This window comes from Photorhabdus thracensis, assembly GCF_001010285.1.
GTDB classification, from domain to species: domain Bacteria; phylum Pseudomonadota; class Gammaproteobacteria; order Enterobacterales; family Enterobacteriaceae; genus Photorhabdus; species Photorhabdus temperata.
Genome location: NZ_CP011104.1, coordinates 219311 through 233053 on the forward strand (window position 1 = coordinate 219311; position 13743 = coordinate 233053).

At 46.0% G+C, this 13743-nt stretch carries 12 protein-coding genes; 2 read left to right on the plus strand and 10 right to left on the minus strand.

The window, feature by feature from the left end; translation table 11 throughout:
* Positions 1-89: 89 nt before the first annotated feature.
* Both prtS and VY86_RS00715 read left to right on the plus strand, forming a co-directional pair.
* Complete coding sequence (gene prtS / locus VY86_RS00710; RefSeq protein ID WP_046973564.1) at positions 90-1211, plus strand: metalloprotease PrtS; 1122 nt, start codon at positions 90-92, stop codon at positions 1209-1211.
* 174 nt (positions 1212-1385) lie between these two features.
* Positions 1386-1703, plus strand: a complete 318-nt coding sequence (locus VY86_RS00715) for a protealysin inhibitor emfourin (RefSeq protein WP_036838225.1) — start codon at positions 1386-1388, stop codon at positions 1701-1703.
* A gap of 26 nt (positions 1704-1729) precedes the next feature.
* Here VY86_RS00715 and der read toward each other — a convergent pair whose 3' ends face one another.
* From der to pbpC, 10 genes are all read right to left on the minus strand, one after another.
* Positions 1730-3214, minus strand: a complete 1485-nt coding sequence (gene der / locus VY86_RS00720; protein WP_046973565.1) for a ribosome biogenesis GTPase Der — start codon at positions 3212-3214, stop codon at positions 1730-1732.
* A 162-nt stretch (positions 3215-3376) separates the two neighbouring features.
* Positions 3377-4549, minus strand: a complete 1173-nt coding sequence (gene bamB / locus VY86_RS00725) for an outer membrane protein assembly factor BamB (RefSeq protein ID WP_046973566.1) — start codon at positions 4547-4549, stop codon at positions 3377-3379.
* Positions 4550-4562: 13 nt separating this feature from the next.
* Complete coding sequence (locus VY86_RS00730) at positions 4563-5183, minus strand: YfgM family protein (RefSeq protein ID WP_046973567.1); 621 nt, start codon at positions 5181-5183, stop codon at positions 4563-4565.
* Positions 5184-5194: 11 nt separating this feature from the next.
* On the minus strand, positions 5195-6472 hold the full coding sequence (gene hisS / locus VY86_RS00735) for a histidine--tRNA ligase (RefSeq protein WP_046973568.1): 1278 nt from the start codon (positions 6470-6472) through the stop codon (positions 5195-5197).
* Between the two features lie 120 nt (positions 6473-6592).
* Entirely contained in the window at positions 6593-7714 is a 1122-nt protein-coding gene (gene ispG / locus VY86_RS00740) for a flavodoxin-dependent (E)-4-hydroxy-3-methylbut-2-enyl-diphosphate synthase (protein ID WP_046973569.1), read from the minus strand.
* Between the two features lie 70 nt (positions 7715-7784).
* Positions 7785-8771, minus strand: coding sequence for a cytoskeleton protein RodZ (gene rodZ / locus VY86_RS00745; RefSeq protein ID WP_046973570.1), 987 nt, complete (start codon positions 8769-8771; stop codon positions 7785-7787).
* Positions 8772-8892: 121 nt separating this feature from the next.
* The gene (locus tag VY86_RS00750; protein ID WP_046973571.1) at positions 8893-9306 is read right to left on the minus strand and encodes a tetratricopeptide repeat protein; all 414 of its coding nucleotides are present in this window, start codon (positions 9304-9306) and stop codon (positions 8893-8895) included.
* A gap of 74 nt (positions 9307-9380) precedes the next feature.
* Complete coding sequence (gene rlmN / locus VY86_RS00755) at positions 9381-10559, minus strand: dual-specificity RNA methyltransferase RlmN (protein ID WP_046973572.1); 1179 nt, start codon at positions 10557-10559, stop codon at positions 9381-9383.
* A gap of 182 nt (positions 10560-10741) precedes the next feature.
* Positions 10742-11170: a nucleoside-diphosphate kinase gene (ndk, locus tag VY86_RS00760; RefSeq protein WP_046973573.1), complete on the minus strand. Its 429-nt coding sequence runs from the start codon at positions 11168-11170 to the stop codon at positions 10742-10744.
* Between the two features lie 221 nt (positions 11171-11391).
* Positions 11392-13713: a peptidoglycan glycosyltransferase PbpC gene (gene pbpC, locus VY86_RS00765; protein ID WP_046973574.1), complete on the minus strand. Its 2322-nt coding sequence runs from the start codon at positions 13711-13713 to the stop codon at positions 11392-11394.
* Positions 13714-13743: the final 30 nt, after the last annotated feature.

Below are 13743 nucleotides of genomic sequence, written 5' to 3' on the forward strand. Positions count from 1 at the left end.
GACTATCCGATGGAAACGTGTTTAATATGAAAATGTACTTAAAGAGTACCCCTAATTAATAACTAATAATTTATTCCAGGAGATATTTTATGCAAATACAAAACAATAACTACAAAGGCTTAATACCACCGTACATTCTTCAAAATATTTATAAGAATAACAGTGAAAGTGAAAAAGATAACGTATTAATGACATTAAATCATACCCAGAGTTTAATGTTGGACAGCGTTATTAAAACATCAGATTCTATTGATAATACTGATGATGAAGTTGTTAGCGATACTCTACATCGTAGTATTTACGATGCAAAAAATGAAACCAAGTTACCTGGAACTTTAGTACGAGATGAAGGTGATCCAGATAATGGCGACGTAGCCGTTGATAATGCCTATAAATATCTGGAAGCAACTTACAATTTCTACAAAGAAGTTTTTAATCGCAATTCATTAGATGATAAAGGAATGAAATTGATTGCCACCGTGCATTACGGCAAAGAATACATGAATGCGTATTGGGGTAGAGGACAAATGGTGTTTGGTGATGGTGACGGTAAGGTTTTCAATAATTTCACCACATCTATCGATGTAATTGGCCATGAACTATCTCATGGTGTTATCGAAAAAACAGCAGATTTGATCTATTTCTTCCAGTCCGGCGCATTGAATGAATCAATTGCCGATGTCTTTGGCTCGCTGGTAAGGCAACATTATCTAAAACAGAAAGCTGATGAAGCAAGCTGGGTTGTAGGGGAAGAATTACTGGCTAAAGGTATTAAAGGTGTAGGAATTCGTTCAATGAAAGAACCCGGCAAGGCATATGATGATCCGCTTCTTGGTAAAGATCCTCAGCCTGGTCATATGGATGATTTTAAAGACTACCCAATTTATAGAGACAATGGTGGTGTTCATGTTAACTCAGGTATTCCTAATAAGGCCTTTTATAATCTCGCGATAAAATTAGGCGGATATGCTTGGGAAAAAGCAGGAAAGATATGGTACAACACACTGCTGGATAAAGATCTTGCACGCGATACTACCTTCTTATCCTTTGCCAAGTTAACTGTTAAACATGCTCGTGATTTATTTGATGAGGATGTTGAAAAAGCCACTATAGACAGCTGGAAAGAAGTGGGCATTAAAGTGAAAGAAGAAGATAAAGATAAAGATAAAGATAAAGACGAAGGAAAAGATAAGGCAGAAACTAAAGTTTAATCTGTAAATATATCGCTGGTTTAATACCAGCGATATTCTATTATTTGTAGCACCTAACCTAACAGCTCCTATTAATAAAGAAAGATAGCTAATGAAAGGTGCTAAAATTGTTAACGCCGAATTTCACGCTATACTGTAGAAACGTAAAAAATAACCGTGCAAAACTGGTATATCATGAACAATAAAATCATCGAACTCACAACTGATAGTAAAATCACGATTTCCCTGCAAGGAGGATTTGCTGCTACACCGGGTCTTAGCCAAGATAAGACAGTGAATTTAAAATCATTGTCTCCCCACCAGAAACAACTATTTGTTCAGGCTATAGAACGGAATTTTTCTGATTCTATGCCGCTATCACCATGTCCTGATCAACATTATTATCTGCTCTGTATCATCACGGGAAATGAAGAATATCACTTCATATTTCCAGAATTAGATGCACCAGAAATAATTACTCAAATATGGGATGCCAGCAAAAAGGGTGGTTAATCACCACCCCCTCTCTTTATTAAAAACTAACGCTTTTTCAGATGAGCCATCAGACGCTTACGTTTGCGCATCTGATTCGGTGTCAAAGTATTACGTTTATCAGCAAAGGGGTTTGCCCCTTCTTTAAACTGAATCCGAATGGGTGTCCCCATCACTTTCAAGGACCGACGGAAATAGTTCATCAGATAACGCTTATAAGCATCAGGCAAATTAGCTACCTGATTACCGTGGATCACAACAATGGGTGGATTATAGCCACCAGCATGGGCATATTTCATTTTTACCCTGCGCCCACGGATCATCGGAGGCTGGTGATCTTCTTCAGCCATACGCATGATACGGGTTAACAGTGCAGTATTCACCCGACGAGTCGCGCAGTCATAAGCCTCAAGAATCGAGTCAAACAAGTTACCCACACCACTGCCATGTAAAGCAGAGATAAAATGCACTCTGGCAAAGTCAACAAAGCCAAGACGATAATCAAGCATTTCTTTCACTTGCTCTTTATCTTCCTGCGACATGCCATCCCATTTATTGACCGCAATAACCAATGAGCGCCCGCTATTAAGAATAAAACCCAACAACGACAAATCCTGATCGGAAATGCCTTCACGGGCATCGATCACGAGTAATACAACGTTAGCATCTTCAATCGCCTGAAGGGTTTTGATGACTGAGAATTTTTCAACCGTCTCAGTAACCTTACCCCGCTTACGCACACCCGCGGTATCAATCAGGATATATTCGCGGCCATCACGCTCCATAGGAATATAAATACTGTCACGGGTAGTACCCGGCATGTCATAAACCACAACCCTTTCTTCACCTAAGATACGGTTCGTCAAGGTAGATTTACCGACGTTTGGCCGGCCGACAATGGCTAATTTTAATGGCAGAGTTAATGGATCAAAATCATCTTCTTCCTCTTCCGCCATTTCGACTTCATTCTGTTCCAGCTCGGCCCAATAGGCTGCGTTGGCTTCTTCCTCTGTCAGCTCAACCTCTTCCTCCTCTCCTTTACCGGAAAAAGGCAGCAATGCCCGTTCGATAAGTTGGGTGACACCACGACCATGAGAAGCGGCGATGGAATATATATCACCCAATCCAAGTGAATAAAATTCAGCTACGGATGTATCAATATCAATACCATCGGTTTTATTCGCCACCAAAAAAGTGGCTTTTTCACGGCTGCGCAGGTGTTTTGCTATAGCGTGGTCTGCCGGCATCAGCCCGGCACGGGCATCTACCATAAACAGAACAATATCAGCTTCTTCAATCGCCATCAAAGATTGTGCCGCCATATGGGTTTCAACACCATCTTCGGTACCATCAATACCACCAGTATCAATGATGATAAATTCCTGTCCTTCGACTTCGGCCCGACCATATTTACGATCGCGGGTCAGACCTGGAAAATCCGCTACCAGCGCATCTCTTGTACGGGTTAAACGGTTAAATAACGTGGACTTACCCACATTTGGGCGCCCTACCAGAGCGACGACAGGTGTCATTTGTTGATGCCTCATGACTAAATTTGAAATCAGTATTTTGCTGCTCATCGTTAACCGCAACAAAACACTAAAAAGACGAAACGGCCCCTGTTCTTTTCAGGAGCCGTGGGATTATAACAACTCTTTATTCTCTATTTCCGGTAAACAGACAGTAAGAAATACTCAACGGGTAAACAGATAAACCGTACCGTCTTTTGCCTGTACCATCAGCTTATCACTGGCAACAACCGGACGGCTCATTAAGCCGGAGCTATCAACTTTATGTTGAGCAACAAACTTACCATCATCCATATTCAGCCAGTGCAAATAGCCTTCACTATCACCAACAACCAGATAGCCATTATACATTTCAGGCGCCGTCAAGTTGCGGTGTTGTAATTTTGTCTGAGTCCACAGCGTCACACCATCACTTTGACGCAGACTCATAACCCGATCGTTTTGATCAACAATGTAAATACGATCACCGGAAACAACCATCTCGTTCACTGAACCCAAATCACGTTTCCAGAGGATCTGACCTGAACGCATGTCAAGCGCCACCAGATTACCGTTATAGGCTATCGCATATATCACGCCTTCAGAAATAACCGGTGTTGTATCAACATCATTAAGACGACCGATTTCTGTCGAGCTGGTTACCTGAGAAATACGTTGCTGCCAAATCAGTTGCCCCTGAGAAATCAGCACTGCGTTGACACGACCATTATCGCCCCCCACGATCGCGGCACCGTAAGCCACAGCCGGAGCTGATTCACCACGCAACGATAATGATGGGGTATCCATATTAACGGACCACTGTACTTTTCCATCTGACTCACTCAATGCCTGCAACATGCCGTTGCTGGTATGAATCAGCACCAGGCCATCACTCACCACCGGACGCGACAACGCTTCTCCGGCAACTTCAGATTCCCAGGCAATCTGGCCGTCTTCGGTATTCAGCGCGATGACTTTGGCACGTTCAGTGCCGACATATAAATGATTCCCAGCAACGGTCAGGCCGCCAGAAAGCAACGCAGGGATACGGGAAGAGAGAAAACCCGCTTTTTCAGCCAAATTTACCGACCACACCTCTTTGCCGCTATCAATGTCCAGCGCCTTAACAATGCCATGACGATCAGCGACATAGACAACAGAACCCTGCCAGGTTGGTGTCAAGTGAGAGTAATAACGCCCAACACCATCACCTACAGATTTATCCCAGACAACCCTTGGGCTAAATTGATTCTCAACCTGTGGCAACGGTGACATAGTTACCGTGTCCTGCTCACTTGAACAACCCGCTAACAGAACAGAAGCAACCAGACCAACCAAGAGTGTTTTACGCAGCTGCATTGAAAGGATCCCCTTAGCTGGATAAATTATTCAATTTAAGATTTAACATCGATTTAATCGCCTGCGGTGAATCTGATCCCAGACCTTTGGTATAAGCTGCACGGGCACCCGCAATATCACCTTTTTTCAACAGCGCATCGCCGCGGATATCCTCTGCCACGGCAACCCAGCCGGAACCTTTCACCTGTTCCAGTGTTTTCAATGCGGCATCCGCTTTATCTTCCGCCAATTGAACCCTGGCTAAACGAATATTAGCCAGAGCCTGCAAATCTTCATTTTTTGTCTGACTGACAGCCGCAGATAAAAATTGATCCGCTTTGGCTAGCTCATTCTTTTCAACAGCCAATTGAGCCAAATGCATATGAGCCATCACACCATAACTATTGTTCGTTTCAGCGGCAAACCTCTCAGCGGTGGCATGACTCTCTTTTGCACCGGAAATTAATCCACGATTTACCTGTTCAAAAGCTTCCGCACTGCCCTGCAATTGATTTGTCTGATGAGATTGCCAATAACGCCAACCAATCAGCGCGCCAGCGCCCAGCACCAGCCCGAAAACCAACGCTTTGCCATTATCGGCAAAAAAGCGGCGGATCGCGTCAACTTGTTCGTTTTCATTGGTATAGACTTCCACGGAGTCTCTCCTTAACCTAACAATTCAGCCAAACGAGCTGCAATTTCGCTTTGCGGCAACGTTTGTTGTTCGCCTGTACGTAAATCTTTAATCGCTGCCTGACCAGAACGGACTTCATCTTCACCCAAAATCAGCGCAATTTTAGCGCCTTGTTTATCCGCACGCCCCAATTGCTTCTTAAAGTTCCCTCCCCCGTGGTTAGTCACCAGACGTAATTGCGGCAAGACATCACGTATCTGTTCAGCCAGAATCAACGCTGCCTGCTGACTGCCTTCACCGAAGGAAGCAAGATAAACCTCCGCCACTGATAGTTCCGCCACAAATGCCGGATTCATCTCCTGCACCAACAGAACCAGACGTTCCATTCCCATCGCAAAACCCACAGCAGGAGTAGGACGACCACCCAGTTGCTCAACCAGCCCATCGTACCGACCACCGGCGCAGACAGTGCCCTGAGCCCCCAAAGCCGTTGTTACCCATTCAAATACCGTGCGGTTATAGTAATCCAGACCACGAACTAGACGCTGGTTAATGCGGTATTTGATACCCGCCGCATTAAGAAGTGCACGCAGGCCATCAAAATGTTCCTTTGATTCGGCATCAAGATAGTCAAACAGTTCCGGCGCATCATTAAGAAGTTGCTGAACCTCCGGATTTTTTGAATCCAGAACACGCAATGGATTGCTGTACATACGACGTTTGCAATCTTCATCCAGCTTATCTTTATGCTGCTCAAGGAAGGCAACCAGCGCTTCGCGGTAACTGGCTCGTGCTGCCAATGAACCAATCGAATTCAGTTCAAGCGTCACATGTTCAGAAATACCGAGCTCACGCCACCAGCGGGCAGTCAATAAAATAAGTTCAGCATCAATATCAGGTCCCTGAAGACCAAAGACTTCAGCCCCTAACTGGTAGAATTGGCGGTAACGGCCTTTTTGTGGACGCTCATAACGGAACATGGGCCCGAAATACCATACGCGCTGTTCTTGATTGTACAGCAGACCATGTTCAATACCTGCACGCACACAGCCTGCGGTATTTTCAGGACGCAGGGTCAAACTTTCACCATTGCGATCATCAAAGGTGTACATTTCCTTTTCGACCACATCAGTCACTTCCCCGATAGCCCGTTTGAATAACGGAGTCTGCTCTACAATCGGCGTGCGGATCTCGCTATAACCATAACCCGCCAACACGCGTTTCAAAGCGCTTTCAATACGCTGCCAAATAGCAGTGTCTGCCGGCAAGTAGTCGTTCATGCCACGAATAGCTTGGATATTTTTTGCCACGTCTTATCTCTGTTAATAATTCAAAAACGATGTTGATTATAGAAGCGAATACGGACGAGCTTCAATTAGCAAACTAAAACAACACTGGCTCATCACAACGGTGAGCCAGTGTCAGGTATATTATTTATCCAGTTGACTTATGTCGATACGCTTATTTTCATCCAACATTGATGCCTTAGCGCGGATCTTAGCCTCAAGTTGATCAATCATATCAACATTGTCGAGACGCTCTTTCTGCCGCACTCCGTCTTCATAAAAACCACTTTTTGTTCTGGCACCAGTGACACCCAAGGTGGAAACCTCCGCCTCACCCGGTCCGTTAACCACACAACCAATGATTGAAACATCCATCGGGGTGAGTAAATCTTCCAGGCGTTGTTCCAACGCATTAACGGTGCCGATAACATCAAATTCCTGACGAGAACAAGTTGGACAGGCGATAAAGTTAATACCTCGGGAGCGAATGCGTAATGATTTCAGAATATCAAAACCCACTTTAACTTCTTCGACCGGATCGGCAGCCAAAGAAATACGCAGGGTATCACCGATACCTTCCGACAGAAGAATACCCAAGCCAATCGCTGATTTTACAGAACCTGCACGAGCGCCACCGGCCTCTGTGATACCAAGATGTAATGGCTGATCAATCTTCCGGGCCAATAAACGGTAAGCACCAACCGCCAGAAAGACATCTGACGCTTTTACGCTGATTTTAAACTGGTCGAAATTAAGTTTTTCAAGAATATCCACATGGCGCATAGCCGATTCCAGCAGTGCTTCCGGGGTTGGTTCGCCATATTTTTCCTGAATATCCTTTTCCAGTGACCCGCCATTCACACCAATACGGATTGGAATATTTTTGTCGCGGGCAGCCGCCACAACCTCACGGATACGCGCCTCATTACCAATATTACCGGGGTTAATACGCAGACAATCGACACCATACTCTGCAACCTTAAGCGCGATACGGTAATCAAAATGGATATCCGCAACCAAAGGAACTCTCACCTGCTGCTTAATCAATTTAAACGCTTCTGCCGCGTCCATCGTTGGTATTGATACACGGACAATATCAACACCAACACGCTCAAGCGATTTAATCTGTTTAACAGTGGCTTCCACATCTGTAGTGCGTGTGTTTGTCATTGACTGTACCGCAATGGGTGCACCATCCCCGACTGGCACATTCCCTACATAAATACGCGTAGATTTGCGTCTTTTTATCGGCGATTCATTATGCATACTGATGTTTCTCCCATACTTCCATGTGCTTACTTATAACATGGCAACGATGCCGTAACTGCCAAGGCATTTATTGTGTTCCTGGTATTTTAAGACGCGCAATATGACCCGCTTTAACAAAACCGCTTAAATTAACAGCTTTTCCCCGGAACTGCACATCCACTGCCGCTGGTGCACCGATAGTTAATTTATAAGGTAATGAACCGGAGAGATTCAAACTATCACCCTTCTTTTTAGTTCCGCTAAACAGTGTCTTTCCATCCGCATCAATAACCTGTAACCAGCAAGATGCTTTGAAATTCATCACCAGTTTATTACTGTCAGCCGCCACATCCGGTATTTGATTTGCACCCCGGTTAACGGGTAATGGAACAGTCTGCGGCTGAATTTCAGGTGTTTCCACCGCCTGATGTTGAGCTGATGCTACCGGCGGAGACGTATTCCCACTATTGTTATTAGCATTATCCGTATTGGCATTATTCGCTTTCACCGAATTTTCGGTTGAAGCGGCAGATGGTGGCTGCTCACTGGCCTGCAACTGTATCGCCTGCTCGTCGCTTTCCGTGGATAAACCCGCTGCCTTGGCTTTTTTCTGAGCAATCTGCACCGCAGACTGATCAGCCATCGAAATCAATTCTTTCTGTTGAGCTGTGTGGTTTTGCCACCACCATGCTCCCGTCAGACTAATCACTACCAGAATAATTAGCCACGTAATCCACATCAACCAACTTTCACGTTTTTTACGTTTCTTACCCAATGAAAAACTCTGCATCGGTGAAACTTTCGCGGTTTTTGCTGGGGTATGCTTATCCAGAATCGCCAGAATTTCCGCTTCTGGAATTTGTACCAATTTAGCATAAGAGCGAACATAACCACGTAGGAAAGTCGGTACCATATTGGCCGGTATATTGTCCTCTTCAATATCACGGATAGTGGAAAGTTTCAGACACAGACGATCAGCCACCGTCTGCTGAGTTAGCCCGTGCTGTTCACGAGCCTGACGCAGGAGCTGACCTGCTGTCAAATGAGCTTGTTCTGGAGTCGTTTCAGTATTCATTAGCAAAAAGACGCGGTACTGTCCAAGTTGTGAAAAACTTCGCGCTGGCTCCTTGCTATAATCCTTACATTATACAATGGCCTGCGCGGCGAAATAGATTTGCTATTTTACTAGCGGCAAATCATTGATAACAAATACGCCTGTTAGCATTATTCCCAGTCAACAGAATTTTGGCTTCTTCATACTGCCCCTGCTCACAGAGAAAAACACTGTAATGATACAATACCGTATCATTTCCTGGCGCATACTGCATCGCCATTTTGTAACGCTGACGGGCAGCTTCCGGCTGGCCGGAATACTGTTCATACAACGCCATACCTAATTGAGCCTGATAATGGTCTGGCTGTGCCAGTAATACCTTATCAAAGTGGTATCTAGCGGCAGACAAATGACCTTCAGCCAGATAGGCCATCCCCAGTTGAATCCGGGTTTCTGCCGCAACTGTTCGCTGTTTATTTCCGTTTGCCGGTTGACTGGAACATCCCGCCAATAATACAGCGGCAACAAGCATTCCCGATAACGATTTCCTTATCATTCCATCCCCACTTCATCAAGGATACGCAATTGTCGCAATAATTTCAGTGACTGCATGATAGAACATACCAACATTCAGACTGCTCTTACCTGAATAGGTTCACCTGCCTGACGTTTTTTCAATGTCCGTTTCGTACGATCAATCACATCGCCCGCAAGCTGACCACATGCGGCATCAATATCATCACCACGGGTCTTGCGGACAATAGTTGTAAAACCATATCCCATCAGCACCTTGGCAAAACGGTCGATCCGACTGTTGGAACTGCGGCCATATGGCGCGCCCGGAAACGGATTCCACGGGATCAGGTTGATTTTACTGGGTGTGTCTTTCAGGCATTCAGCCAATTGATGCGCCTGTTCCACACTATCGTTAATATGATCAAGCATGACATATTCCACTGTCACACGCCCCTGGTTCGCATTAGATTTAGTCAAATAGCGGCGCACTCCCGCAAGGAACTGTTCAATATTATATTTGCGGTTGATAGGAACGATATCATCACGCACATCATCTGTCGGTGCATGCAGGGAAATCGCCAAAGCGACATCAATCATATCACCAAGTTTATCCAGCGCTGGCACCACACCGGATGTGGATAGCGTCACACGGCGCTTAGACAAACCGAAACCAAAATCATCCATCATGATTTCCATTGCAGGAACCACGTTATTCAGGTTGAGCAGAGGTTCACCCATTCCCATCATAACCACGTTGGTAATCGGACGGCGACCACTGGATTTCAGTGAACCAATAATTTTCGCCGCACGCCAAACCTGACCAATAATTTCAGAAACCCGTAAATTTCGGTTAAACCCTTGCTGAGCGGTAGAACAGAATTTACATTCCAGTGCACAACCTACCTGAGAAGAGACACACAACGTAGCCCGATCATCTTCCGGAATATAAACCGTTTCAACTTGCTGATCGCCAACAGTGATAGCCCACTTAATCGTGCCATCGGCTGAACGTTGTTCCTCTGCTACCTCGGGCGCACAGATCTCAGCAACTTGCTGCAATTTCGCCCGCAGAGTTTTGTTAATATCCGTCATCTGCTCAAAGTCGTCATAGCAGTAATGATACATCCATTTCATCACCTGATCGGCACGGAAGGGTTTTTCCCCCATATCGGTGAAGAACTGACGCATTTGTTTGCGATTCAGATCAAGCAGGTTAATTTTCCCGCCTTTTTTTTCTGGAGTTTCAGACACGACAGAAGCAGCAAATTGTGCCGCAGTATTTGGTTGGGACATTTTTTATATCGCCTCGTTATTACACTTTCGGCTCTGCGTTGATGAATTCAACGCACGAAGTTTCAATTCGGGTATCACTATCAGTTTTAGCCTAGTGACAAATAATAAGCGCCCCGTTGAGTTAACAACGGGGCGCGGCATTGTACAAACTTTAATGCGATGATGCTACGGGTAACGACAAATCAATTACGTGGGCAAATTTCATCTTCTGTGAAGAAATACGCAATTTCACGGTTTGCAGATTCAACAGCATCAGAGCCATGAACCGCGTTTTCAGTAAAACTGTCTGCGTAATCAGCACGCAGAGTACCTGCTAATGCGTTATCAGGATTGGTTGCACCCATCAGGTCACGGTGACGTTGTACTGCATTCTCGCCTTCCAATACCTGAACCACGATCGGGCCAGAAGTCATAAATTCCACCAGACCATCAAAGAAAGGACGGCCTTTGTGCTCGGCATAAAAGCCTTCAGCCTGTTCACGGGTCAAGTGAAGCATTTTGGCGGCAATAATTTTAAACCCAGCGCTTTCAAAACGGGCATAAATAGACCCGATGGCATTTTTCTTCACTGCATTAGGTTTAATAATCGAAAAAGTACGTTCAACCGTCATGGATAACCTCTTGGTTCTTTTTTCAGCAACTGATAATTTTAATTTTTTATCCCGATAAGTTAACCGGTTAATACTTATCCCGCAACCCTAGCGGGGATAAAAGAGGCGTTGATTATAGGGGCACGAATGGCAGTTGCCTACAGAAAACATAACATTCCATTAAATTTTTCTTAGCGAAAATTACCATTTTTTCGTACAAATCACACTTTTACCTGAATCGTTTACTTCAAGGTAAAATTGACAGAATCAACCTGTCCCCCCAAATCCAAAACACTCAGCTGATATTTCCCCGGTTGAGTCAATGTCTGAACAAGCCCTTGATTATTTTCTGTGGTCATAATCTGTTCTCCATTGAGAAACCACCATTGTTGCCCACCACTACCGCCCTGCGTTGTAATACGTAAATCAAGGCTGCCAAGACCAGGGAGCCGTTTCAATACATCTCCGTTATGAATGCCGACGATCAACAGCGGTGCTTCATCTGATTTCAGCGGTGGACACTGAGGGTTAACCAATGGCAAACGCTGCGCCCGCCGCTCTTCCACCGGTAGCCATGATTCCAGGCTAATCGGCCATAAAGCAATATTTTTTGGTTGAGCATCAGGGCAATCAGGTGCGACACGCAAACCCTGTTGATCCAGCCATACCTGTTCATTAATGCCAGAAATACCTTCTTGCCTCACAGAAGGTAACGTAGGCGGAATGGTGTTATCCAGAATCCAACTCAAACGACGCTGGCGACAATTACTGTCTCCCTTTGGCAGACGCTGACCTCCCGGCCAACAAATGATTGCCTGACTCACACTTGCCGGACGTGGATCAGAGGGGATCCATTGAGCGCCATTTCGCATATTTACCAGCAACAGGTTATTGACCTGATTCATTATCGGAACCGCCGTGGCATAACCGAACTGTCCGGTAACCGGCGTTCCATCCGGCCTGCCAACCCAGACACCAATGGTATAGCGAGCATTTAAGCCGATAGCCCAGGCATCGCGGTAGCCATAGCTGGTACCGGTTTTCCAAGCCAGCGGCACTTGTGCCGGCAATATATCATCAGGTTGCGGAAGACCTTCTCCGGCCATAATCCGCCTGACTATCCACGCGGCACCTGGAGAAAACAGCTGCCTGTCACGCAATTTCTGCTGCGGCGTAAATCTCAGGGGGGAAACCTTCCCCTGACGGGCAAACGCGGAGTAAGCCGCCACCAACTGATCCATCCGGGTTGCCGTTCCACCAAGAATCAATGATAAATTAGGCTCACTGCCGGGAGGAAAACGCAATACTGTTCCCACATTACGCATATTGGCGGTAAACCGCTTGGCGCCATATGCTTCGAGTAGCTGTACCGCGGGTAAATTCAAAGAGCGAACCAATGCCTCACTGACACTGACCGGCCCGTTAAAGCCACTGTCAAAATTTCCCGGACGGTAATAATCAAAACGGCGAGGCACATCCTGTAACAGTGATTCCCCATGAATCAACCCATCATCTAATGCCATTGCGTACAAAAAAGGCTTCAACGTTGATCCTGGCGAACGCCACGAATTTATCATGTCCACATGACCAAAACGGCTGTCATCCTGAAAATCCAGCGAGCCGATATAAGCTTTCACCGCCATATCGGTATGATCAACCACCAACACCCCAACAGAAGTTTTTTCCTGTAACTGGTACTTCCAATTCACCGCCATATCCTCAAGCTGGCGCTGTAATCCTGCATCAATGGTTGTTTTAATGATTTCCTGACGATGACCTTTAGCCATTCTTCTGGCAAGAAGCGGGGCAAGTTGTGGCACCTGCCGGGGAGCCAGCCATAGCATCTCCTGCCGAATATCCGCCACTTTATCTTCCGGCCAGATTTTATACTGCGCCAACCGTTGCATAACCTTGTCACGGGCAGCTTGTGCCCGTTCAGGGTAACGATCCGGTCTCAAACGGCTGGGTGCCTGTGGCAAAATAGCCAGCAAAGCCGCTTCGCCCGCAGAGAGTTCAGATGGCGGTTTGCCCAGATAAGCCCAACTCGCCGCTCCAACACCTTGTAATGTGCCGCCAAACGGCGCACGGTTAAGATACATTTCGAGAATTTCATCTTTGGAATAGTGCCATTCAAGCTGTAAAGTGCGCCAAATCTGTTTCAACTTCCCGCCCAAAGTACGTGAATGCGGATCAATCAGCCGGGCCACCTGCATTGAAAGCGTACTGCCACCGGACAAAATTTTACCGGCCCGAATATCCTGCCATGCAGCCCTGACAAGCGAAAACGGATTAACCCCTGGATGCTGATAGAACCAGCGATCTTCATACGTCAGCAATGCCTGAATATATTCCGGTGACACTTGATCCAACCTCACCGGGTAGCGCCAAACCCCTTCATCATCGGCAAAACGCCAAAGCGGAGTCCCATCTTCACCTACGACAATACGCGCCATTTTGACTTCGCGCAGTGGCAGAGGCCAAATTTTATCTGCCAGCCATAAACCAGCCGGGATCAGAAACAGCAACAGCACAATCAGACAAATAAGGTGATGCATTTTTTTCATGCAAGAATACCTGACGAGCAATCAGCCCCT

Bases quoted from the DNA above. Each gene is read 5' to 3' on its own strand.
- prtS (WP_046973564.1), top strand. From the start codon at position 90: ATGCAAATACAAAACAATAACTACAAAGGCTTAATACCACCGTACATT.
- VY86_RS00715 (WP_036838225.1), top strand. From the start codon at position 1,386: ATGAACAATAAAATCATCGAACTCACAACTGATAGTAAAATCACGATT.
- der (WP_046973565.1), bottom strand. From the start codon at position 3,214: ATGACACCTGTCGTCGCTCTGGTAGGGCGCCCAAATGTGGGTAAGTCC.
- bamB (WP_046973566.1), bottom strand. From the start codon at position 4,549: ATGCAGCTGCGTAAAACACTCTTGGTTGGTCTGGTTGCTTCTGTTCTG.
- ispG (WP_046973569.1), bottom strand. From the start codon at position 7,714: ATGCATAATGAATCGCCGATAAAAAGACGCAAATCTACGCGTATTTAT.
- rodZ (WP_046973570.1), bottom strand. From the start codon at position 8,771: ATGAATACTGAAACGACTCCAGAACAAGCTCATTTGACAGCAGGTCAG.
- VY86_RS00750 (WP_046973571.1), bottom strand. From the start codon at position 9,306: ATGATAAGGAAATCGTTATCGGGAATGCTTGTTGCCGCTGTATTATTG.
- rlmN (WP_046973572.1), bottom strand. From the start codon at position 10,559: ATGTCCCAACCAAATACTGCGGCACAATTTGCTGCTTCTGTCGTGTCT.
- ndk (WP_046973573.1), bottom strand. From the start codon at position 11,170: ATGACGGTTGAACGTACTTTTTCGATTATTAAACCTAATGCAGTGAAG.
- pbpC (WP_046973574.1), bottom strand. From the start codon at position 13,713: ATGAAAAAAATGCATCACCTTATTTGTCTGATTGTGCTGTTGCTGTTT.